Raw genomic sequence first — 22928 nt, forward strand, 5'->3', positions numbered from 1 at the left:
TCCTATCCGCCGGTGCTGACGAGCAGCTTGTCGATGCCGCGCAGGAACAGGCTGCCGCTGTACGTCGGCGTCTCGGTGACCGTCAGCCCGGGGAACCGGGCGAACAGGCGGGGCAGCGCGAGGCGGCCCTCCAGCCGGGACACCGCCGCGCCGAGACAGAAGTGCAGACCCACCCCGAAGGCCAACGACGGCGGGCCGGGTCGGGTCGGGTCGAAGACGTCCGGGTCCGGGAACCGTGCCGGGTCCCGGTTGGCCGCCCCGATGATGATCAGCACGTTGTCGTCCCGGGCGACCGGCACATCACCCAGCACCATGTCGGCCGGCGCGGCACGGGCCAGGAAGTGCACGGGGCTCTCCAACCGCAACACCTCGTCGACGCAGCCCGCGGTCAGCTTGTCGTCGGTAGGCATCGCCGCGACCGTCTCCGGATGGGCCAGCAGCAACGGCATCCCGTTGCTGAACATGTAGACGGTGGTGACGAAGCTGGCGTTGAACAGCACGATCAGATTGCTGACCAGCTCCTCCTCGGTCAGCTCCACCTCACCCGAGTCGAGGGCCTCCACCAGCCCACTCAGCAGGTCGTCCCCGGGCACCCTGCGGCGGTGCGCCAGCAGCTCCCGGTAGAAGACCCGCAGCTCCTCGGCCGCGGTGTTGGCGGCAGCCAGACGTTCCGGGGTCTTCCCGGCGACGTCCAGGAACTCGTCGATCCATTCCACCCGCTCGCGATACCACGCCAACTCCGCCACCGGGATGCCGATGAACTCGGCCATCACCAGCGCCGGGACCGGGTACGCGAAGTCCGCCACGAAGTCCACCACGGCGTTTCCGGCGTCGGCCATCCGGTCCAGCAGCTCGTCGACCACCCGCAGGATCACCGGTTCCAGCGCGCCCAACCGGCGCGGGGTGAAGGTGCGGGAGAACACGTGCCGCATCCGCGTGTGGTCGGGCGGGTTCACGAACATCATCGACGTCTGGAAGGTGCGCAGGATCTCCTGCTCCTGCCAGCCCGGCGGCGGATGTTTGGTCCACTCCGGATCGCGCAGCAACCCGTCGACGAGGTCGTAGCCGACCGCCACCGCCGCCACCGTGCGGTGCTCGGCCCGGGCCGGGACCGCGCTGACCGGCCCGAGCTTGTGCAGGCCGGCGTACCACGGATACGGGTTCTGTCGGCCCTGCTCGCTGTACAGGCCGGTGAGCAACTCCTGCGCCGTCACGACGCGCTCCTCCCCAGGATGTCGGTGCCCGGGGCGGCGAGGATCACCCGCCGCCCCGGCCGGTGTCACAACCCGAGCAGCCGCAGCGGCACGGCGTTCGCCAGCGCCTGGTTGCCGGCGTCGTTCGGGTGGATGTGGTCACCCGAGTCGTACGCGGGCAGCAGCTGACTGGGCCGCGCCGGGTCGCGCAGCACCCGGTCGAAGTCGAGCAGCCCGTCGAACTCGCGGCTGCCGCGCAGATACGTGTTCACCGCCTGCCGGGTGGCTTCCTTCTGCGGAGTCCACACGCCGGGCGCGCCGTGCCCCTCGTACGGGGTCAGCGTGGCCACCAGGCTGGTCAGCCCCCGCTGCTGGAGCTGCTGATTGATCTGCCGCAGAGTGGCGATGATCGCCTCGGGTGAGTCGTTGGACATCCAGATGTCGTTGATGCCCAGGTGGGTGACGACAGTCCGCACGCCGGTCTGGGGAAAGACGTCCTCGTTGAGCCGGGCCGCCGCGTTCGGGCCGAGCTGGTAGTAGCCGGGGTAGTTGCCGTCGCCCGGCTCGGTCCCCTCGTGGTTGAGTCGGTTGCCGGCCAGGCTGAGGTTGAGCACGCCCGGGGTGCGCGGGTCCGGCCGGTCGGCGAGCAGCCGGTCGGAGAGCAGGTCGGGCCAGCGTCGATTGGCGTTGACGGTGCTGCCGTTGCCGTCACCGATGGAGTCACTGAGCACCACCACCGCGCCCGGGGTGGCCCTGCGCTGCACGTCGATCCCGGAGAGGAAGAACCAGCAGCAGGTGGGACGGGTGGTGAACCCGGTGCCCTCGGCGGCACCGGTCAGGTCGCCGGCGCCGATGAAGTTGGCCTGCTGCGACTGCCCGTGGAAGGTGGTCGGGCCGGTCGGCGTCGGGAAGTGCACTGTGACCACCAGGTCGCTGTCGTCCGCGACCGGGAACGTCAGCGGGTCGCTGAGCAGCTCCGCGCCCCGGTTCATGGTCGCCGAGGCGTTGCCGGTGAAGGTCAGCGGGCGCACCGAGGCCGGATCGATGTCGGAGAGGTCGTCGGCGGTGGCGGTGTTGGGTCGGGCGACGGTGGCCCGACCGACCGCTACCGCCTGCTCGCCGTAGAGGTTGCTCAGGCGGACCCGCAGCGCCGGACCGCCCACCGAGACGTGCACGACCATCCGTACGCTCTGGTCGTTCAGACCGGTGTTGGTCAGCCCGACCGAGTTGCCCCGGGTGACCGCGGTGGCCCAGGTGCCCGCCCACTCGGAGCGGTCCGGTCGGCCGGCGGCGGTCCCGGACGGACCGGCGCTGGCGACGACCGCGGGTGTGCCTGTGACCAGCAGCGCGGCCGCGGCGGCGATGACGTGCCATCTCTTCGGGGTCGACATTGAACCTCCATCGTGTGGCAGCCCAGGGCCGTCCGCTGACGGCGCCCGCCTGGACGATGGTCCAGAAACCTAGCCGCCGCCGCTGACGGGCGTCAATCAACCTGATCGACGCGATCAAATGTCCGGCGGGCCTGTCGGATCGCCCCGTCGGCACGGTTCCGACCAACCGTTACCGGCCTAGGCTCGCAGGCGGCGGGCTCACCGGAGCGCGCGCCACCGTCGCGTCGCCACCGGGCGCTGCCCGGGGACCGCCGCTTTCTCGGATGGGGGCAGTCGGATGACTGACGGACCTGGGCACACCTACGTGGACCGAGTGCTGGATCTCTTCGCCGGCTTCGGTGACCGGGAGGCGCTGGTCGGCGGGGACCGCCGGCTCACCTACACCGAGGCCGCCGCGTTGGTGCGGACGATGGCCGCGACGCTGACCCGGCACGGCGTACGCCCCGGTGCGGCGGTGCTGGTGACGGTGGCGAACGCGGTCGAGGGCCCGTTGCTCCAGCTCGCGCTGCATCTCATCGGCTGCCGGACCATGTGGGTCGCCCCGGTGACCGCGCGCCGGGAGGTCGACGAGTTCATCCGCCTGGCCCGCCCGGACGCCCTCGTCTACGACGCCCGGGACCCGGCCGGTCTCGGCCCGGACCTGGCCGCCGCGCTGCCCGGCACACCGGTGTGCTGTCTCGGCCCGGGAGGCGCCGGCCCGGACCTCACCGCCGACGCCGACGCGGCGGAACTGCCGGCGACCGTGCCGGCACCCGAGTCGTTCCTGCAGACCAGCGGCACCACCGGCAGCCCCAAGCTGGTGCACCACCGGGAGAGCTTCTACGCGCAGATCCTCACCCTGGCCGCCGACTTCCGCGGCGCCGGGTTCCCGCTGCTGCGGCACCTGTCGCACTCACCGATGTGGTTGGCCAGCGGGCAGATCACCACCCTGTTCAACCTGTTCACCGGCGGGGTGCTGTTCCTGCGCGACGACTGGGACCCGGTGGCCTTCGTGGACACCGTGCAGCGGGAGCGGATCAACTCCACCTTCGTCACCCCGCCGATGCTCTACGAGGTGCTGGACCACCCGGCGCTGGTCGGCGCGGACTTCAGCGCCATGTTCATGTTCAACGTGGGAGCGGGACCCGCCGCGCCCGCCCGGCTGCGCCAGGCCATCGCACGGTTCGGCCCGGTGCTGCGCATCGTGTACGGCCTCAGCGAAGCCGTGGTGATCACCGCGCTGCCGGGGTTGACCGATGACCCGGAGCACCCGGAGCGGCTGCGGTCCTGCGGTCGACCCTACGGCGACGTGCGGATCGAGATCCGCGACGACGACGGCACGGTGCTGCCGCCAGGGCGTGACGGCGAGGTGTGGGTGCAGACCCGACTGAGCTTCGCCGGCTACCACGGCCAACCCGAGCTGACCGCGCAGACGCTGGTCGACGGTTGGGTGCGTACCCGCGACATCGGGCACCTCGACGACGACGGTTACCTCTACCTGGTCGACCGCGCGCACGACATGATCGTCACGCACCGGCGGAACTGGGCGATCTTCTGCCGCCCCATCGAGGACGTGCTGGCCGGGCACCCCCAGGTGCGGGCCGCCGCCGTGATCGGCGTACCGGACGACACCGTCGGCGAGGTCCCGTACGCGTACGTCGTGGCCGCCCCGGACGCCACGGTCACCGGCGCGGAGCTGATCGACCTGGTGACCGCGGAGCTCAACGAGATGTGGGCGCCGGCCGCTGTGGAGTTCGTCGACCGGTTGCCGGTGAACCGGTCGGTCAAGGTGGACAAACGGGCGCTGCGCGAGCGGTACGCGGCGCGTCGGGCGGCGGCGGTCGGGGCGTGACCCCCCGCCGGCAACTGGTCGTCCTGGTCGGCGCGGACCTGATCTCCAACCTGGGCACCCGCATCTCGGTGGTGACCATCCCGTGGCTGGTGCTGGTCACCACCGGCAGCCCGACCAAGATGGGCCTGGTCGCGTTCGCCGAGACCCTGCCGTACCTACTGTCCAGCGCGCTGGGCACACCCTGGGCGGACCGGATCGGCCTGCGCCGCACGTCCATCCTCTGTGACGCCGGCAGCGCGGTGGCCATGGTGGTCGTCGCGCTGACCCCGTGGTTGGGTTTCGGTTCGCTGGTGGCGCTGGTGGCGCTGGCCGGCGCGCTGCGCGGCATCGGGGACCGGGTGAAGCACGTGATGTTCCGGCCGGTCGCCGAGGCCGCCGGGGTGCCGCTGATCCGGCTGACCTCGGCGTACGACGGGCTGAGCCGGGTGGTGACCCTCTTCGGCGCCGCCGTGGGCGGCGTGCTGATCGCCGCGTTCGGGGTGACCGAGGCGATCCTCATCGACGCGGCCAGCTTCGGTGTCTGCGCGCTGCTGATCGGTGTCCTGGTCCGGCCACCGGCCGCGCCGGCGAAGCCCGCCGAGCCGGAGAGCTATCTGCGCGCGCTGCGTGCAGGATTCGGCTACCTGGGCCGGGACCGGCCGCTGCTCAGCATGCTGCTGGTCATCTCGGCGCTGAACATGGTGGCCAACGCCAGCGTGGCCGTCTACATCCCGGTCTGGGTCGCCCGGGAGCTGCACGGCCCCAGCGGGCTCGGTCTGGTGCTGGCGGCGTTCTCGGCGGGCGCGCTGCTGGGCAACGTGGTCTTCACCGCGCTCGGGCCGAGGCTGCCCCGCCGGCTGACGTTCCTGGTCGGGGCGCTGATCGCCGGCACGCCGCGGCTGGTCGCACTGGCGATCAGTGACGAGCTGCCGGTCGTGCTCGTGGTGACCTTCCTGTCCGGCATCGGCATAGCGGCGGTCAACCCGCTGCTCGGGGTGGCGCTCTACGAGCGGGTGCCTGCGGAGTTGCAGACCCGGGTGATCGGCATCGCCGGTTCGCTGGCCTTCGTCGGTCTGCCGGTCGGCGCGCTGCTCGGCGGCTGGTCGGTGGACGCGCTGGGTCTCACCCCGGCGCTGCTGACCATGGCGGCGGCGTGCCTGCTGGTCAGCGCGTACCCGCTGCTGACCCGGCCGTCCGAGCCGAGGACACCGACGCGGCCCACCCCTGCCGTCGCGCCCTGACAGTTGGGCTCGCACGAGCACACTGCGGCCCGCTGAGCGCGTACCGTGTGGACATGCCGAGCTGGGAGGACGTCCGCCGGATCGCGCTCGCTCTGCCGGAGACCACCGAGCGTCCGTCGTACGACGGGTTGCCGGCCTGGCGGGTCCGGGACAAGCCGTTCGTCTGGGAGCGACCGCTGCGCCGCGCGGACCTCGACGCCCTCGGTGACGCCGCTCCCGACGGCCCGCTGCTCGGCGTACGGGTGGCCGACCTCGGCGTCAAGGAAGCCCTGCTCGCCGACGACCCGTCGGTCTACCTCACCACCCCGCACTTCGACGGGTACCCGGCGGTGCTGGTCCGGCTCGACCGGATCAACCTGTCCGAGCTGACCGAGGTGGTCACCGAGGCGTGGTATGCCCGCGCCCCGAAACGCCTCGCCGCCGCCCACCGCGCCGATCAGGAGCCCACGAACGCCTAGACCGCGTCAGCGGGTGGCCGGGGCGGCGTGTTCGCTGCGGCAGCGGGGGCAGCGCAGGCGCGCTACGGCGGCCGCCGCGCCGGCGACGCCAACCCGACAGCGCCGCGAGGTGCTCAGCGAGCGTTGGGTTGATGGCAGGGCGGTGTCGGGCGGGCCTGGCCGGGCGGGCGGTGGTCGGCTAGCGTGCCGGAATGGCATCGACGTTGGCCGAATCGACTGATCCGTACTGCCTGCGATCCGGCGAGGCCGCCGAGCTGCTTCGCGGGCACCCGTGGCGGCGATTCGTGGCACTGGGCGACAGCGTGGTCGAGGGCAGCTGCGAGCCGACGCCCGGCTACTCGGACGTGCAGTGGGCCGACCGGATCGCCAGCGAACTGGACGCCGCCCGCCCGGGTCTGGCGTACCTGAATCTTGGCCGCAGCGGCCTGCGCGCGCACCAGGTGCGAGCCGAGCAGCTCGCGCCGGCGCTGGCCTTCGCACCCGACCTGGCGCTGGTGGTCTGCGGCGGCAACGATGCCTTCCGCCCGGCGTACGACGCGGACGCGGTCGACGCGGAGCTGACCGCGATGATCATTGCGCTGCGGGACGTCGGCGCGGACGTGGTCACCGTGGGGATGTTCGACGTCTCGTACAGCCCGGCGGTCCCGGAGGCCCTGCGCCCCGGCCTGCGGGAGCGGATGCGCCGCCTGTCCGCGCGCACCGCGCGGCTCGCCGAGCGCCTGGGCACCGTCCACGTGCACCTGACCGATCATCCGCTGACGGCCGACCCGACCCTCTACAGCACCGACGGCCGACACGGCAGCGCCCGCAGCGACGCCATAGCAACGGCCGAAACCCTCCGCGCCCTCTCCCCCCACCGCCCCTGACCGACCCTGCGGCCCCGGTCCGCACCCGGTGATCAAGAGGTTTCGGTCACGACACGCCAGGTCCGGTGACGCAAACCTCTTGATCACCGGGGCGATCGCGCGGGTCAGTCCTTCAGGAGGACTCCGGTCATCAGGACGCCGTGGGCCAGGTTGAGGACTCCGTCGCAGCCGGGGTAGCCGACCCTCGCCAGGCCGCCGGAGGCGTGCCGGCCGAACAGGTACGGAGCCAGCGAGTACGGCACCTCTGCCGTCACCGTCTCGCCCGTCTCGATCTGCACGAAGTCCATCGACACCCGGTCGGTCGGCAGGTACTCCTGAAGGATCGCGCCGCCCTGGTCGACGGCGGCCCGTACCCCGTCGGCCCAGTCCGTCGGGCTCAACTCCGGGCCGAGCAGCACGCCGTGCCCTGCGGAACCGTCGGCCGGCTTCGCCACTAGCTTCGCCTGGTCGGCGATCGCCCGGTCGAGCACCGCGGCGGTCAGCGGCACCGTGTACGGCACGTGCCGACGGATCAGCGTCTGGTCGTCGGCGGGTAGCCCGTCCACGTCCTCCCACAGCCACGCGAAGGTGGTCTTGTTGCCGAGCAGCCAGGCCGCCGCCGAGACGAACATCGGCAGCGTGCCCGCCGCGAGGGCACCGGCCACCGCGTCCAGGCCGGCGGTCGGGGTGACCCGGTTGGGCACGAACAGCCGGAACAGCGCGTCGACCGGCGCGCCGTCGACCACCAGGCGACTGTCGGCGTCCAGGGTGGCGGTGGAGACAGGGGCGATGACCAGGTCGATGCCGAAGTCCCGGGCCCGTACGGCCAGTGGGTCGAGGATCCGGATGAACGTCTGCGGGTCGTCCAGACCGGGGTAGTCGGAGTCGAAGTCCATCAGCAGCGCCACCCGGGCGCCGTCGGGCAACCGCAGTTCCTCGCGGATCGCCACGAACCGTTGGTCGAGCAGTGACGGTGCGGCCCGCGCCGGCAGGTCGTCCAGGATGCCCTGGTCCTGGTAGAGCCGTGCGAACCGCTGGATCACGGTGTCGGCGTCGAAGCCGCCACCGAGGCTGCTGTCGATGTTGTACTCGACGAACTTCGGCACCCCCGCCGAGAAGATCACGTCCGGCCGGTACGCGGCCAGTAGCGCCTCGCTCAGCGGCTCCGACTCGTCCAGCAGGCGGGTCTCCCCCGCCGGTACGTCGAGCAGCCGGCGCAGCTCACCGGCGGTGCCCGCCCGACGACGGCAGGCGTCGAGGATCAGCTGGGCGAGCCGGTCGCAGACCTCGTTCAGCTGCCGCCAGGCGTCGGCGGTCAGGACCGGGGGGCGGGCCAGCCGCCACTGCTTGTTGTAGGTGGCCCGGCCGTGGAAGACCTGCTCCCAGGCCGCCGCCCCACTGGTCACCATGGCTCGTCGGGCCGGCTCCGGCAGGTCGGTCCAGGCTCGGTCGGCCGCCGGCCACGTGTAGTTGGGGTCGATCATGATCCGTCCTTCATGGTCAGGTGGATGGCGGTGGCGAGCTGGTCCCGGGACGGTTGCACGGCCCGGTCCAACGCCGGCGCGAACGGCAGCACCGCCCCGTCCGGGCGGGTGACCCGGCGGGGAGGGGCGAGCAGTCGGACGCGCTCCACCACCGAGGCGATGATCTCGGCGGCCATGCCGCAGGAGCGGTTGGCGTCGTCGACCACCACGAGCCGCCCGGTGCGCGCCACCGACTCGGTGAGGCCGTCGATGTCGAACGGGTACAGCGTGCGCGGGTCGAACACCTCCACCGAGACCTGGTCGGCCAGCTCCTCGGCCACCGCGAGCGCGTCGTGCACCAGGTGCCCGACCGCGACCACTGTGACGTCGTCGCCGAAGCGGTGGATCCGGCCCCGGCCCAGCGGCACCGGGGTCAGGTCCTCGACGTCCTCCCGCAGGTCCATGGCGCCAGCCGGGGCGAACACCACCACCGGGTCGTCGTGGCGGATCGCGGTGACCAGCAGCCCGTACGCGTCGGCCGGGGTGGCCGGCACGACGGTGACCACGCCGACGTGGGCGAAGAGACTGTACGGCTGGTCGGAGTGCTGCCCGGCCCAGCCCGTGCGCGAGCCGGAGCCGGGGACCAGGTAGGTGACCGGGACGGCGCACTGCCCACCGGTCATCAGCGGGAACTTGTGGGCGTGGTTGACGATCTGCTCGAAGACCAGGAACAGCAGCGACGGGATCTGGAACTCGATCACCGGCCGCAACCCGGCCAGCGCCGCGCCGGTGGCGAAGCTGGTGAACGCCTGCTCGGACAGCGGGGTGTCGCGTACCCGCTCGGTCCCGAAGCGCTTGGCCAGGCCGGTGGTCACCATCGACGCCCCGACCTGGACGTCCTCGCCGAGCAGGAACACCGCCTCGTCCCGGGTCAGCTCGTCGGCGAGTGCCCGGGTCAGCGCCCGGCGGTACGACAGTCGGGGCACCTCAGCCACCTCCGGTGCATGCGGTCATTCAGCCACCTCCGGTGCATGCGGTCATTCAGCCACCTCCGGTGCGGGCGGTCATGCCGCTGGCGTACAGGTAGGCCAGGGCGTCGGCCGGGTCGGGTTGCGGGCTGGCCAGGGCGAAACGCACGGCCGCGTCGAGGGTTTCCTCGACCTCGGCGTCCACTGCGGCACGGTCGACGTCGGAGAGGCGCTCACCCTGGATACGCACCGGGTCGCGGGCCCGACCCCGGGTCACCTCGTCGGGCGGGCGGTAGTCGAGGCGTACCGCGTGCTCGAAGGTGTGGTGGACGTCGAAGCGGTAGGTACGGGCCTCGATCAGCTCGGGACCGCCGCCGGCGCGCATCCGGTCGACGGCGGCGGCCGCGGCGACGCGTACCGTCTCGGGGTCCTGGCCGTCGACCTGGACGGCCGGGACGCCGAACGCGGCGGCCCGGCCGGTGATGCTGCCGGCCACCGCGCCGGCGACCGGCATGGTGGTGGCGTAGCCGTTGTTCTCGCAGACGAACAGCACCGGCACCCGCCAGAGCGCGGCCAGGTTGAACGCCTCCAGCAGCATCCCTTCGTTGACCGCGCCGTCGCCGAAGAAGCTCACCCCGACGGTGTCGCGCCCCCGACGGCGGTGGGCCCAGACCGCACCCGTGATGATCGCCCCGGAGGCCCCCACGATGGCGTTGGCGCCGAGCACGCCGAGGCTGAGGTCGGCGGCGTGCATCGAGCCGCCCCGCCCGGCGTTGAGGCCGGTGACCCGACCGCACAGCTCGGCGAGCATCCGGGCCGGGTCCGCGCCCCGGGCCAGGACGTGCCCGTGTCCGCGATGGGTGCCGGCGATCACGTCGTCGGCACCCAGGGCGGCGCAGACGCCGGCGGCGATCCCCTCCTGACCGAGGTACGGGTGGATGCCGCCGACGATCTGCCCGCCGTGGACCAGCTCCACCGCCCGTTCCTCGAACCGGCGGATCAGCCGGACCGTGCGGTAGAGCCGGACCGGGTCGGCGTCGGTCACGCCGGTCCCTTGATGGCGGCGAGGATGTCGTCCCACAGTCGGGCCCGGGCGGTGAGGGCGGTGTTGACCGTGTCGGCGCACTCCTGCCACTTGGTGTCGTCGTCGCCGCACAGGTCGGCGAGCATCTGCATGGCCATCGGGGTGTGCTGTTCGCCGTCGACCTCGATGTGCCGCTCCAGGTAGTCGACGAACGTGTGCAGCCGGTTGCTGCGCTCGTTGACCGAGACGACCTGCGTGAACATGTCCGGGATGAGGTCCTCACGACCGAACGCGAAGGCCGCCGCCTGGCAGTGCACCGGTGTCGACTCGATGATCCGCCAGGTGGTGGCGGCGAACCTCGCCGACGCCGCCGGCACCCCGGCCTCGGTGAGCGCGTCGGTCACCGGCCGGCCGGCGCGCAGCAGGTCGACGAGCGCGTTCACGGCGGTGGTGTCCGCGCCGGCCTCGACCATGCCCTGCACGTACAGCTCGAAGTGGCTGATGTAGCCGCCACCCAGCTCGTCGCTCTCCTCGACCATGACGATGTCGTTGATGAGGCGGCGGCTGCCGGTCGGGCCGGTCGGGATCCACGGCACTGTGACGCAGGTCAGCTGCCGTTGCAACGACTTCAGCAGGGACATGAAGTCCCAGACCGCGAAGACGTGGTGCTGCATGAAGGTGACCAGCGCCTCGTGGGTGTCCAGGTTGGCGTAGAGCGGGTGCTTGACCACCACGTCACGCCGGTCGGTCACCGCCTTTTCCAGCCGTTCGATGCCCGGGTGGGTCCTACCCCAGTCGTAGCGTGACATGTCAGCCTCCCTGTTGGGCGCGGTGGCGCCAGATGACCGGGCAGTAGTCGGGATCCGCGTAGTCGGGCCGCCCCTCGTGGGTGCGGCGGACCAGCACGTCGTGGTTGTACGCGGCGAGCGTGCCGTCGGAGAGCGGATACTCCCGCCAGGCGTTGTCGCCGTCCTGCAGGTGCAGCGAGATCGCCTGTCGGGGGCGACCGCTGACGTTGGGGCCGCTGCCGTGATAGGTGCGGCAGTGGTGGAAGCTCACGTGGCCCTTGGGGATCACCATGGGGATCTTGCGGATGTCCGCGCCGTTGTACGCGGCGTTCTCGGCCAGCATCTCCTCCAGCTGGCTGCGGTCCCGGTCGGCGAAGTGCCGCACCACTGTGTCGTCGGCGCCGATCTCCTTCCACCGGTGCGAGCCGTCGACCATGGTGATGGTGCCCATCTCCTCCCCACAGTCGTGGAACGGGATGAACGCGGTGAGCATCTTCTCCGACGACGAGGACGCCCAGTAGTGCTTGTCGAAGTGCCAGGGCACGATGTTGCTCGGCTCGCCGGAGATCGGCGGCTTGTAGATCAGCGTGGACTGGAAGACCCGGATCTCGTCGGCCTGGGCGAGCCGGGCCGCCACCGCCCCGACCAGCGGCTTGCGCAGGATCGCGCCCAACCCGTTGTGCTCGTGGTGGACGTAGTCGTTGTGCCGTTGCACCGGCCCCGACGACGGCTCCCAGTAGGCCAGCTTCGGGGGCCGCACCGGCAACCGCCGGTCCCGCTCACCGTCGTAGTAGCGCTGCGCGGCGGCGGCGAGGGCGTCCACCTCGTCGTCGGTGAACACCTTCTTCGACAGGTACCAGCCGTGCTCGGCGTAGTGCCGCACGTCGTCGTCGGACGGCAGCAGGGCCTGCTCCTCGGCGGTCAGCGTGGGTTCGAACCCGGTAGCGGTCACTGTGCCTCTGGTTCGCGACTGCGGGGCTCGCAAACCCGGCTCACTCCTCGCGCTCATGCCCCCACCCCCTGTGGTGTGGCCGCCACCGCGGCCAACTCCCGTTCCTTGGCCTCGTAGAGCGCCTTGATGTTGCCGCTGCCGAAGCCCCGCGCGCCGCGCCGCTCGATCAGCTCCAAAAAGAGCGTGCGGCGTACGTGCATCGACTCGGCGAAGATCTGCAACAGCTGGCCGTCGTGGTCGGAGTCGACCAGCACGCCCAGCTCACGCAGCCGGTCCAGTGGGGCGTCCACCCGACCGACCCGCGCCTCCAGGGAGTCGTAATAGCTGCCGGGTGTGCCGGCGAAGCGCACCCCGCGCCGGCCCAACGCCTCGACCGCGGTGAGGATGTCGTCGGTGCGCAGCCCCAGGTGCTGCACTCCCCCGCCGGCGTGCTGGTCCAGGAACGCGTCGATCTGCCCCGGCCGCCGGGCCCGGTCCGGTTCCAGCAGCACCACGGTGACCCGCCCGGACGGGCTCTGCACCACCTTGGAGTTCATCCCCTGCCCGTCGACCTCGATGTGTTCCTCGAAGATCTCCGCGAAGTCGAACAACTTCTCGAAGTGCCGGACCGTCTCGTCGAGCTGACCGGGCGGCACGCAGACCGCCAGGTGGTCGATCTCGGCGAGCACCGGCGGATGACCCTCCCCACCGGACGGTGCCGGTGTGATGACGCCGGGCAGGAACTCGGCCCGGTCGCCGCGGCGCTGCACCAGCCGGTGCCGCACGTCGGCGAAGCCGTCCACCTCGGCGGTCACCACCTCGGCGTCCGCACCGGTGACGATGGTCGGTGGCGTCACCCCGGTCGCGCCGCGGCCCACCAGCTCGGCGTACGCGGACGCGAGGTCGTCGACCTCGACCGCGACGACGGCGATGCCGTCACCGTGGCGCTGGACGTACCTCGCCGCCGGATGCTCGGCGCTGAGCCCCGAGGTGAGCAGCAGTCGGATGTCGCCGTGGCAGAGCAGCAGCGAGCGCTGCCCTTCCAGCCCGGTCTCCGGGCCACCCTGGCCACAGATCTCGAAGCCGACGGCGGTGCTGAAGTAGAAGGCCGCCTGTCGGGCGTCCCCCACGTAGAGTTCGATGTGGTCGATACCACGGATGTCCATGTCCCCTGAAACCCCTCCCACACGCTTCCCCCCGTGTTGCCGTCCGGGCGCGCCCGCCCGGGATGCCGCGTCGATCACCTCCTCGGCCCGGCGACGCGCGCGAGCAGCAGGCTCACGTTCTGACCGCCGAACCCGAACGAGTTGGTGACCGCGTACTCCGGGTCGGACTTGCGGGACGCGCCACGGATGTGGTCCGCCGGGCAGGCCGGGTCCGGGTCGTCGAGGTGGTACGTCGGTGGCAGCAGCCCCCGACCGAGCGCCAGCGCGGTGACCGCCGCCTCCAGGACCCCGGAGGCGCCGAGCAGGTGCCCGGTGAGCGCCTTGGTGGAGCTGACCGGCACACCGCCGACGCCGAACACGTCGGCGAGGGCGGTGGTCTCCGCGATGTCACCGAGCTTCGTCGCGGTGCCGTGCGCGTTGACGTAGCCGACCGCCGCCGCCGGCACACCGGAGCTGCGCAGCGCGCGCCGTATACACGCGGCCGCGCCGGCACCGTCCGGGCGCGGTGCGGTCGGGTGGTACGCGTCAGTGGTCGCGCCGTGGCCGGCCACTTCGGCGTACGCGGTGACGCCGCGCGCCGCTGCGTGCTCGGCGCGTTCCAGCACCAGCAGCGCGGCGCCCTCGGCCAGCACGAACCCGCTGCGGGAGGTGTCGAACGGCCGGCTCGCCCGGGCCGGGTCGTCGCCTGCTCTGGCCAGGGCGCGCGCGTTGCCGAAGGTGTCGGCGAAGGTCGGGAACAGCGGTGCCTCGCTGGCCCCGCAGAGCACCACGTCGACCTCTCCGGTGGCGATCAGCCGGACCCCGTCGGCGACCGCCTGGGCACCGGAGGCGCAGGCGGTGCCGACCGACGAGCTGTAGCCGCGGATGCCGTGCGCGATGGCGATCCGCGCCGCCGGCATGTTCGGCAGGATCCCGGTGAGCAGGTACGGGCTGACCGCCGCCCGACCCCGGGCCGCCCGGGCCAGCACCTGCGACTCCAGGGTCGCCATGCCACCGACACCGCCGACGATCACTCCGATCCGGTCGGGGTCGACGTCGCGGCCGACCTCGATGCCGGCGTCGGCGAGCGCGTCGGCGGCGGCGAGGAGTGCGAGCACCACGATCCGGTCCAGCACCCGGGTCTCCGGCCCGGACGCGACGGTGCGCGGGTCGATGTCGGGCAGCAGGCCGGCGACGTCCAACGACTCCCTGACCGGGTGCCCCTCGGGCGGGCGGGTCAGCCCGGAACGGCCGGTGGTCACCGCCTCGAAGGTCTCCTCGACGCCCCGCCCGACCGGGGTGAACAGACCCATCCCCGTGATCAGGGCGGTCATGACGCCGCCTCGGTTAGGTAGCGCTCGCGCAGGACCACCTTGCGGACCTTGCCGGTCACCGTGACCGGGATGTCCGCGGAGCGCACCGGCACGACCCGGCGCAGCGTGCCGCCGACGTCCGCGCCCAGTGCGGCGCGGACCCGTTCGGTGCGGTCCTCGGCCTCGTCGGCGCCGGCGGCCAACTCCAGCAGCACGTCGGTGACCACACCGTCGGCCTCGGCGACGATCACCACAGTGCAGTCGGTGACGTCCGGGCAGCCGGCCAGGATGTGCTCCTCGGACAACGCGGTGAACAGGCGTCGCCCGTCACCGGCGTCGACCGAGTCCACCGCCCGGTCCAGGTGGTAGTAGCGCCCCTCGGCGTCGGTGCGGACCAGGTCGCCGGTGAGGTACCAGCCGCGCTGACGGAACCGGTACGTGGTGACCGAGTCGTTCCAGTAGCCACGGAACAGCGACGGCGAGTCGACGCCCAGGAAACCCACCTCGCCGGTCGGCACCGGTTCGCCGTCGGCGTTGAGCACCGCGACCCTGGTGAACTGGTACGGGCGGCCGATACAGCGGCCGTACCGGTCGGTGTCGGCGCGGTGGGTGATGTGGAACATCGAGTGCCCCATCTCGCTGGAGCCCAGCCCGTCGATGAAGACCGAGCCCGGCACCCGCACCACGCCCTCGCGGGTGACCGTGTCCCGGGAGCCGACCGCGACCAGCCGCCGGATGTGCGGCTCGTGCGAGCAGTCGCCGGTGTTGAACCACAGCCGCACCGAGTCCAGGTCGTACCCGGACAGGTCGAAGCGGGCCAGCTCGGCCCAGGTGACCGAGAAGCCGAACACGCCGTCGGGGTGCCAGCGTTGGATCGCGTCGAGCACCCGCTCACCGTCCTGTTCGGACAGCAGCAGCATCTGCGCGGAGTTGCCCAGCGCCTGGTTGACCATCAGCACGGTGGCGGTGTGCGGGGCGGGCAGCGCGTTGAGGATCCGGGTGGTGCCCTGCGCCTGGGGCATGGTGAGCAGGTGCCGGGTCGCGGCGAAGAGGCTGGCGTGCGAGTGCAGCACCGCCTTGGGCACCCCGGTCGTGCCGGAGGTGTGGGTGATCACGATCGGGTCGTCCTGGTGGTGCCGGTAGTGCGCCGGGGCGGCGGACGGGTCACCCGTACCGGCCTGCGCGGGGGTGCCGAGCAGGGGTACGCCCAGATCGTGCCCGGCCAGCAGCGCGGTGTGCGCGTCGTCGGCGAGCACACCGACGCCCCGCAGCCGACGGATGTACTCCGCGGCGATCTCCGGACGGAGCTTGCCGTTCATCAGCGCCGGAATCGCCCCGAGGCGGGCCAGCGCCAGGAAACTGAGCACCATGTCGGCGGCGGCGGTGGCCCAGACGGCGACCGGGTCGCGGGGACGTACCCCACGCTCGTGCAGCCAGGCCGCACGAGCGGCGACGCGCTCGTCGAGCCGACCCAGCGTGAGCGGCTCCTCGGCCGGGTGCCCGTCGACGGCCGTGTCGAAGGTCAACCCGGGGCCGTCCGGGTCGGCGCCGTGTGCAAGCACCCGGGCCAGGACGTTACCCGCGCCCACCTCGGTGTCGGCGGCCAACGCGCCCCGCAGTCCTCGTGTCCTCATGGTCGTCCTTCTCCCCCCAGCAGCACCGCGACCGCCTCGGTCGACGCGTCGGGCGCCTGTTCGATCAGGATCAGCAACACCTCGTCGGCGTCGCCGTCGTACCGCAGCAGGTCCGCCTCGGCGGTGCCGTCGGCGTACGGGTCACCGGTCGGGCTCAGGCAGACCACCGGGCCGCGCAGGCCCCAGCGGGCCGCGAGGTGCCCGGCGACGCTGTTGGGCACCGACTGGAAGAAGAACAGTGGGCCGATCCGCCCGCCGGCCTCCACAGCCGCCCGTACGTGCTCCGCGCTGGTGCGATCGCCACTGGCGCTGACCAGCACGATCGCGGTCCGCCTCCCCGGGGGCACGCCGGCAACCCCGTACCCGCGCCCCAGACACCGCTCCGCCACCGCCACCACCACCGGTGCGAACTGCGAGGACACGAACCCGGGGACGCCCGGCGCCGGCCCGTCGTCGCCCGCCTCGGGCCACCGCGCCTGCGCCAACACCCTCGTCCCCCGCTCCGCCGACCCCGCAACGACGGGTGCCGTCTCGGGTTCGTCGGGGCGGACGGTGGACGACCGCCCGGTCATGGCGCGCCGACCAGGAGGGCGGTGTTCGCGCCGCCGAACGCCGCGTTGAGGGTCAACGCGTGCGTGGTGGTCGTCCGGCGGGGGTGGTCCGTGATGACGTCCAGGGGGCACGCCTCGTCCGGGGCCAGCCAGCCGGCGTTGACCGGCAGTTCGCCCTGCCGCAGCGCGAGCGCGGTGACCACCAGTTCGAGCAACCCGGACGCCTCCAGCGCGTGCCCGTGCACCGACTTGGTGGAGCTGACCGGGACCTGCGTGGCGTGCGCGCCGAGAGCCCGGCGCAGGGCTGCCGCCTCGGCGGCGTCGCTCTGTGGGGTGCCGGTGGCGTTGGCGTTGACGTAACCGACGGCCTGCGGCGGCAGCCCGGCCCGGCGCAGCGCGGCGTCGACCGCACGGGCCAGGCCGGCGCCGGCCGGGTCCGGCTGGCACGGATGGAACGCGTCCCCGGCCCGCCCCCAGCCCACCACGGTGGCCAGTGGCTCGACGCCCCGCCGCAGCCCGGCGCTGGATTCCAGCACCACCGCGGCCACGCCGTCGCCGAGCAGCAGCCCGCGTCGGTGGGCGCTGAACGGGCGGACCGCCCCGTCGACCGCGAGGGCCCGACCGGCGTCGAACAACGCGAACTGGTCCGGCTCCACCAGGTACGCGGCGGCGACCACCACCCGGTCGACGTCACCCCGGGCGATCAGGGTCGCCGCGTCGGCCACCGCTGTGCTCGCCGACACGCAGGCGCTGGTGTAGACCCGGGTGTGCCCCGAGAGCCCACACGCCGCGGCGAGCTGGTCGGCGAGCGCACCCGGGGTGGGGCCCGCTCCCGGTGCCGGTCCGCCGTGCACGGCGAGCAGCAGAGCGCACTGCTCGCGCTGCGCACCGGCCAGGCCGGCCGCGCGGCACGCCGCCTCGATCGCGGCGGCCAACTCGTCGCCGAGCGAACCGACCTCGGGCAGGGTTGCCGCCACGGTGACCCGGCGGGCGGCGGTGTCGAAGCGGCGTACCGCGCCGAACGCCGGCACCCCGGCCAGCACGCCGGCGAGCTGCGCCTCGGCGCCCCGACCAAGGGCACTGACCGCGTGTACGCCGGTGAGCTGGGTGACGCGCGGCTCAGCCATCTGCGGGGGTGGTCAGCGACGCCCGGAACACCGCCAGGGCGTCGTCGACGGTGCGGATGCCGGCCAGTTCGTCGTCGGTGAGGTCGAGCTGGCGGTCGAAGCGTTGCTCGACGAGGTGCACCAGCCAGGCCAGCTCCATCGAGCCGATCCGGTCGGGCACCTCGGCGGCCGGTTTCGTGGTGAGTTCGGCGAGCATCGTCAGCAGGTCAGCTCGCCCCAGGTCGGGCTGACCGTCCATCAGGCTTTGTCGCTCGTCGCCTCGGTGACCCGATTGGCGACCATGGTGGTGAACTCGCCGACCGTCATCAGGGCCAACTGCTCCGACTCGTCGTCGGCGAACGTCACGCCGTACCGGTCCTCGACCCGGACGGACAGGTCGGCCAGGGCGAGCGACTCCAGGTCGACGCCGGCGGGGCCGAGCGTGGTGTCGTCGTCGAGCCCCTCGACGTCGTAGTTCATGTCGGCGAGCTGCTCGACGACGAAGGCGCGGACCTCGGCTCTCATGGATACCCTCTCTGCGTGGGTCAGCTGACGGCGTCCGGTCGGGACACCGCCTACGTGTGGGTCGGTCGGGATACCGGCGGTCAGCCGGATCCGGCCGTTGAGCTGCTGTGCCAGGCGGGACGCCTGCTGCTGGACCGCCCGAGGGCCGAGCTGGTGCTGACGCACGGCCCGGGTGGGCGGCCGCTCGTCCGGGCCAGCGATGGCCCGGCCGGGTCGGTCGGGTTGCCGGTCAGCGTCAGCCGCACCGCCGGGCTGGTGGTGGTCGCCGCCCGCCGTGCCGGCGCGATCGGCGTGGACGTGGAGCGGGTGCGGCCGCTGCCCGCGCTCGCGCTGGCCCGCCGCTGGTTCCCGCCCGCCGAGCTGACCTGGTTGGCCGATCGGCCCGAGGCTGGCCGGGCGGTGGACTTCCTGCGGCTGTGGACCGCGAAGGAGGCGGTCGGCAAGGCGCTCGGGCAGGGCCTGCGCGGCGGCGGACTGCGCCGGGAGATGCCACCCCCGGGGCTGCCGTGGCGACCGGTGCCCGGTGCCGAGGCCCTGTGGGTCGGCCACCCGGAGTTGGGCGGCGACCTCGTCCTGGCGGTCGCGGTGCACGCCACCGGGCAGGTCGACGTCGAGGTGGTGCAGCGGCCCGGTCACGGTGCCGTCAAGGTGGTGCAGCGGACCGGTCAGGGTGCCGTCGAGGTGGTGCAGCGGCCCGGTCAGGGTGCCGTCGAGGTGGTGCAGCGGCCCGGTCACGGGGTGGCCGCCGTGCGCAGCGCGTCGGTCGAGCGGACCAGCTTGCCGGTGGTGGTGCGGGGCAACTGGTCGAGCAGGTGCAGCGCCCGGGGCCGCTTGTAGCCGGCCAACCGCTCGGTGAGGAGCTTGTCCAGCGTCTCCTCCGACAGCGGGCCGTCGGGTTGGACGTACGCGGTGATGCCGTCGTCCCACACGACCACCGCCGCGGTGACCCCGGGCAGCTCGGCGACTGTCGCCTCCACCTCGGTCAGGTCGACCTTCATCCCACCCACGGAGACCTGCGAGTCGAGTCGGCCGCGCACGGTGACCAGGCCGGTGGCGGGGTCGACGGTGCCGGCGTCGCGGGTGTGCAGCCAGCCGCCGGCCCAGCGGGTCGGGTCGTTCAACCCCACGTACGGCGACGCCGGGCAGGACACCCACAGCTCGCCGTCGGTCTCGCGGACCTCGATGCCGGGCGCCGGGACGATCGACGGTCGGTGCGATCCGTGCAGGTCGGTGCCGATCACACCGACCTCGGTCATCCCGTACATGTTGCCCAGCGGCACGCCGTACCGGTCGGTGAACGCCTGGGCGACCGCGGCCGGCACCAGCTCGCCGCCGGTGGTCATCCGCTTGAGCTGCGGCAGCGGACCGGTGGGTCGGGTGGAGGCGAGCAGTCCGATGTGGAACGGCACGCCCAGCACGGTGGCGGGCGTCGCGTCGGCGCTGATCGCGGCCAGCACGGCGTCGCCGCTGAGCCGCTCCGGTGGCACCAGCTCGACCCCGGTGTGCAGGCCGTAGAGCAGGCCGCCGACCAGGCCGAGCACGTGCACCATCGAGGGCAGCAGGATGATCCGTTCGCCGGGCAGTGCCACCCCGTCGATCCGGGTGTAGCGGTGCACCTCGGCAACCAGGTCGGCGGCAGTGCGGCCGATCACCTTGGACGGTCCGGTGGATCCGGAGCTGAGTTGGATCACGGCGTGGCCACTGACCGCCGGGCCGTCGGCGTACCGGGAGACGCCCTCGGTGACGTCGACGAAGATCCGAAGCGCTCCGCCGCCGCTGCGGACCGGAGCGACGACGACCTGCGGGGTGAGTCGGACCAGCGCGCGGTCCACCTCGTGGTCGGTCAGTCGGTGGTCGAGCAGGATCGCCTGCGCCCCGGCGCGCCAGGTCGCCAGGAGGTTCACCACGTACGCCAGTGACGGCGGCAACCGCAGCGCGGCAGCGCCACCGGGGCGCAGTCCGGCCGCTACGAGACGGTCCTGCGCGGCGGTGACCAGCCGGTGCAGGGTGGCGCGGTCGATCGGCTCGGGCAAACGGAGACAAATGTCTGTCGGGCGGCCGGCGAACAGGACTTCGTCCACCCATCCTGGGTCGGTCGCCGTAGGATCTTCTGTCGTCACTACCGTTCACCGCCCAGCATGAAATAGGGCAAATATGCCCATGACGTACGCTTGTCGGGGTGCTGCGGGGAACCATACGACGCCCCGCGCGGCCATTGCTAGATGCAAATGGCTGGATCAAAAGAGGCGGCCAGCCGGATTGCCGACAGCCCGTTTGACGGGCAGGATCAGGCGCGTGCCTTGGCAGATCGTCACCGTGGGATGACCCCTCGTACAACCGTCGTGCGGCCCCATCCGGACGGCCGATGGTGCCACCGGGTGAGCCCGACGAGGGTTGCGAGTCGCCACGCTGGTGGCTGCGCGGCCGCTGTGGGCGATCTCGGCGATGAGGGTACGGGCCGGCAGGCCGGTAGCGGATCTCGGCAGGCGCGACGGCGTCGGCGTGGGCCAGGGCGCGCCCGGGGGCGGCGAGATCGCCGACGCCGGGGCAGGCGCGGGCGGCGTCGATGAGGTGCAGGGCGCTGACGGAGCGGGCCAGTCGCCCGGCGGCAGGACCGAACGCGGTGCGGTGCGGGTCGTCGATGCCCGTACGCCGGCCACGAGCCCCACGGTGGGCGGGGACATGGCACGAGTCTGCCGCTCTTGCCGGCGACTACCGCCGCACACGCCGCCTCACCCGCGACAGCTGACAATCCTGGACAGTTTCCGTTACCCCGTAACGGAAACTGTCCAAGATCTACCCTGCCAGCTCTCCGTCACGCAGCTACCGACGTCGTCGACACGGTCAGATCATCGGACGCACCAACGCCTCCGCTCATCGAACCGTCCAGATACGCCGGCTGGCACAGGTGAACGCGACCATCTCGGCGGCCCGCGAGCCGTCAGGCGAGCGCCGGCGTCTGCGCGTGGATGTGGAACCGCAGCGAGCGGGCGTCGGTGAAGCACTCCCGCATCGGACGCACCAGGTCCCGGTGTTCCGGGCTGCGTTCCCAGCTCTCGAAGTCGGCCAGACTCGCCCACTCGCTGGTGATCAACCACTGCTCCGGGTCGGTCGACGAGCGGCACACCTGGTCGACCAGGTGCCCGCGCACGCCGCCGGCCACCAGATGCCGCACCTGCTCGTACGCGGCGAGGAACTCCTCGGTGCGCGGCACCGGCACCCGCACCAGAAAGACCACCCGGGCCCGCTGCTCACTCATGACGCCTCTCCCCTCATCGGCGCGGCCCCCCGCAGGACCAGCGCGCTGTTGAACCCGTCGAAGCCCCGCGCGCACACCAGCGCGAGCCTGCTGCGCGGCCGGCGGTGCTCCCGCAGGAAGTCCAGCTCGCATCCGTCGGCCACCTCGTCCGGGCCCGCCGACGCCGGCAGCGTGTCGTGCGCGAAGGCGAGCAGCGCGGTCGCCACGTCCAACGCCGAACCTCCCTGGTACGCCCGCCCGGTCAGCGACTTCTGGGTGGTCACCGGAGGCGGCCGGTCGGCGAACACCGCCCGCAGCGCCTCGGCCTCGCTGCGGTCGTAGCGGGGCACACCGAGCGCGTCGGGCAGCACCACGTCGACCCCGGCCGCCGCGACGCCCGCCCGGTCCAGGGCCAGCCGCATCGCCCGCGCGTACTGCGCCGGATCGCCGGCACTGTCCGCCGTGGTGTGCGCGGCGTCGTGGGTGGAGCCCCAACCGCTCACCTCGCCGTAGACCCGGGCTCCCCGTGCCAGCGCGTGCCCCAACTCCTCCACCACGAACACCGCTCCCCCCTCCGCCGGCAGGTAGCCGCTGGCCGTGGCGTCGAACGGCCGGTACGCCCGCTCCGGGTCGGCGACGTCGCTGAGCAGCCCGGAGCGCAACTGGCAGGCCAGCGCGTACGGGCTCAGCGGGCACTCGGTGGCCCCGGCGATCACCACCGGAGTGCCCCGGCGCACTGCGCGGGCCGCGTGCGCGAGGCTGTCCAGCCCGCCGGCCGCCTCCGCGACCAGCACCCCGCTCGGGCCCTTGAACTGGTGGTGGATGGAGAGCTGCCCGACACTCGCCGCGTAGAACCAGGCGATCGACTGGTATGCCCCGACTGTCCGCGACGACCCGCCCCACAACCGTTGCAGCTCCCGCTGGCCGAACAGGTTGCCCCCCGACGAGCTGGCCAGGGTCACCGCGTAGCCGTACGGGTCGGGGGCCCGCTCGGGCAGCCCGGCGTCGGCCAACGCCAGCCGGGTGGCGGCGAAGCCGAGGTGCGTCCACCGGTCGGTCTGCACCAGCTGTCGGCTGTCCGCGTAGGAGTCGGCGGTGAAGCCGGGCACCTCCCCGCCGAATCGGGTCGGGTAGCCGGACGGGTCGAACAGCGTGATCGGCCCGGTCCGGCGGGTGCCGGCCAGCACCGTACGCCAGTGGGCGTCCACGCCGATGCCGCTGGGCGCCACCACACCGATGCCGGTCACCACCGCGCGGGCGGTGCTCACGCCGTCGCGGTGTGGGGCGCCACGGTGCTGCGCGGT

Annotated in this window: 22 protein-coding genes; 5 read left to right on the forward strand and 17 right to left on the reverse strand. The window is 72.7% G+C overall.

The features are described from left to right. Positions 1-2 precede the first annotated feature (2 nt). A complete protein-coding gene (locus tag CLT68_RS22800; RefSeq protein ID WP_099853863.1) occupies positions 3-1214 on the reverse strand; it encodes a cytochrome P450 in 1212 nt (403 codons plus the stop codon). A 65-nt stretch (positions 1215-1279) separates the two neighbouring features. Continuing rightward, a complete protein-coding gene (locus CLT68_RS22805) occupies positions 1280-2557 on the reverse strand; it encodes an SGNH/GDSL hydrolase family protein (protein ID WP_199177263.1) in 1278 nt (425 codons plus the stop codon). Between the two features lie 304 nt (positions 2558-2861). Between CLT68_RS22805 and CLT68_RS22810 the strand changes: the two genes are divergently transcribed. The 4 genes from CLT68_RS22810 (at position 2862) to CLT68_RS22825 (ending at position 6959) form a co-directional block, all read left to right on the forward strand. Beyond that, entirely contained in the window at positions 2862-4415 is a 1554-nt protein-coding gene (locus tag CLT68_RS22810; RefSeq protein ID WP_099853867.1) for an AMP-binding protein, read from the forward strand. Continuing rightward, positions 4412-5635, forward strand: a complete 1224-nt coding sequence (locus tag CLT68_RS22815; protein WP_099853869.1) for an MFS transporter — start codon at positions 4412-4414, stop codon at positions 5633-5635. Before CLT68_RS22810 ends, CLT68_RS22815 begins: the two co-directional genes overlap by 4 nt. Positions 5636-5688: 53 nt before the next feature. Further along, the gene (locus CLT68_RS22820) at positions 5689-6093 is read left to right on the forward strand and encodes an MmcQ/YjbR family DNA-binding protein (protein WP_099857499.1); all 405 of its coding nucleotides are present in this window, start codon (positions 5689-5691) and stop codon (positions 6091-6093) included. Positions 6094-6284: 191 nt separating this feature from the next. Further along, positions 6285-6959 carry an SGNH/GDSL hydrolase family protein gene (locus tag CLT68_RS22825; RefSeq protein ID WP_099853871.1) on the forward strand — a complete coding sequence of 225 codons (675 nt, stop codon included), beginning with the start codon at positions 6285-6287 and terminating at the stop codon, positions 6957-6959. Between the two features lie 104 nt (positions 6960-7063). Here CLT68_RS22825 and CLT68_RS22830 read toward each other — a convergent pair whose 3' ends face one another. The 12 genes from CLT68_RS22830 to CLT68_RS22885 form a co-directional block, all read right to left on the reverse strand. Continuing rightward, the gene (locus CLT68_RS22830) at positions 7064-8422 is read right to left on the reverse strand and encodes a hypothetical protein (RefSeq protein ID WP_199177124.1); all 1359 of its coding nucleotides are present in this window, start codon (positions 8420-8422) and stop codon (positions 7064-7066) included. Then, positions 8419-9387, reverse strand: a complete 969-nt coding sequence (locus tag CLT68_RS22835) for an alpha-ketoacid dehydrogenase subunit beta (RefSeq protein ID WP_099857501.1) — start codon at positions 9385-9387, stop codon at positions 8419-8421. The genes CLT68_RS22830 and CLT68_RS22835 overlap by 4 nt, the downstream gene beginning before the upstream one ends. 55 nt (positions 9388-9442) lie before the next feature. Then, the gene (locus CLT68_RS22840; RefSeq protein WP_099853873.1) at positions 9443-10414 is read right to left on the reverse strand and encodes a thiamine pyrophosphate-dependent dehydrogenase E1 component subunit alpha; all 972 of its coding nucleotides are present in this window, start codon (positions 10412-10414) and stop codon (positions 9443-9445) included. After that, the gene (locus CLT68_RS22845; protein WP_088948342.1) at positions 10411-11202 is read right to left on the reverse strand and encodes a DUF3050 domain-containing protein; all 792 of its coding nucleotides are present in this window, start codon (positions 11200-11202) and stop codon (positions 10411-10413) included. Before CLT68_RS22845 ends, CLT68_RS22840 begins: the two co-directional genes overlap by 4 nt. Before the next feature lies 1 nt (position 11203). After that, positions 11204-12133, reverse strand: coding sequence for a phytanoyl-CoA dioxygenase family protein (locus tag CLT68_RS22850; RefSeq protein WP_099853875.1), 930 nt, complete (start codon positions 12131-12133; stop codon positions 11204-11206). A gap of 53 nt (positions 12134-12186) precedes the next feature. Continuing rightward, on the reverse strand, positions 12187-13278 hold the full coding sequence (gene hppD / locus CLT68_RS22855) for a 4-hydroxyphenylpyruvate dioxygenase (protein WP_099853877.1): 1092 nt from the start codon (positions 13276-13278) through the stop codon (positions 12187-12189). Between the two features lie 74 nt (positions 13279-13352). After that, positions 13353-14591: a beta-ketoacyl-[acyl-carrier-protein] synthase family protein gene (locus CLT68_RS22860; RefSeq protein ID WP_099853879.1), complete on the reverse strand. Its 1239-nt coding sequence runs from the start codon at positions 14589-14591 to the stop codon at positions 13353-13355. Continuing rightward, positions 14588-16204 (reverse strand): class I adenylate-forming enzyme family protein, encoded by a 1617-nt coding sequence (locus tag CLT68_RS22865; RefSeq protein WP_099853881.1) that lies wholly within the window; start codon positions 16202-16204, stop codon positions 14588-14590. The genes CLT68_RS22860 and CLT68_RS22865 overlap by 4 nt, the downstream gene beginning before the upstream one ends. Beyond that, positions 16201-16692 (reverse strand): beta-ketoacyl synthase chain length factor, encoded by a 492-nt coding sequence (locus CLT68_RS22870; RefSeq protein ID WP_099853883.1) that lies wholly within the window; start codon positions 16690-16692, stop codon positions 16201-16203. Before CLT68_RS22870 ends, CLT68_RS22865 begins: the two co-directional genes overlap by 4 nt. 80 nt (positions 16693-16772) lie before the next feature. After that, a complete protein-coding gene (locus CLT68_RS22875) occupies positions 16773-17882 on the reverse strand; it encodes a beta-ketoacyl synthase N-terminal-like domain-containing protein (protein ID WP_099853884.1) in 1110 nt (369 codons plus the stop codon). Further along, the gene (locus CLT68_RS22880; protein ID WP_088948349.1) at positions 17875-18120 is read right to left on the reverse strand and encodes a hypothetical protein; all 246 of its coding nucleotides are present in this window, start codon (positions 18118-18120) and stop codon (positions 17875-17877) included. The genes CLT68_RS22875 and CLT68_RS22880 overlap by 8 nt, the downstream gene beginning before the upstream one ends. Further along, a complete protein-coding gene (locus tag CLT68_RS22885) occupies positions 18120-18386 on the reverse strand; it encodes an acyl carrier protein (RefSeq protein WP_088948350.1) in 267 nt (88 codons plus the stop codon). The genes CLT68_RS22880 and CLT68_RS22885 overlap by 1 nt, the downstream gene beginning before the upstream one ends. A gap of 15 nt (positions 18387-18401) precedes the next feature. Between CLT68_RS22885 and CLT68_RS22890 the strand changes: the two genes are divergently transcribed. Further along, entirely contained in the window at positions 18402-19223 is an 822-nt protein-coding gene (locus CLT68_RS22890; protein WP_099853885.1) for a 4'-phosphopantetheinyl transferase superfamily protein, read from the forward strand. On the opposite strand, the gene CLT68_RS22895 is transcribed toward CLT68_RS22890, so the two are convergent. From CLT68_RS22895 to CLT68_RS22905, 3 genes are all read right to left on the reverse strand, one after another. Beyond that, positions 19118-20467, reverse strand: a complete 1350-nt coding sequence (locus CLT68_RS22895; RefSeq protein WP_099853887.1) for a class I adenylate-forming enzyme family protein — start codon at positions 20465-20467, stop codon at positions 19118-19120. The genes CLT68_RS22890 and CLT68_RS22895 overlap by 106 nt on opposite strands. 860 nt (positions 20468-21327) lie before the next feature. Beyond that, on the reverse strand, positions 21328-21645 hold the full coding sequence (locus CLT68_RS22900) for an antibiotic biosynthesis monooxygenase family protein (RefSeq protein WP_099853889.1): 318 nt from the start codon (positions 21643-21645) through the stop codon (positions 21328-21330). Then, positions 21642-22892 (reverse strand): beta-ketoacyl synthase N-terminal-like domain-containing protein, encoded by a 1251-nt coding sequence (locus CLT68_RS22905; RefSeq protein ID WP_099857505.1) that lies wholly within the window; start codon positions 22890-22892, stop codon positions 21642-21644. Before CLT68_RS22905 ends, CLT68_RS22900 begins: the two co-directional genes overlap by 4 nt. Positions 22893-22928 lie beyond the last annotated feature (36 nt).

It is taken from the genome of Micromonospora sp. CNZ299, from assembly GCF_002754415.1.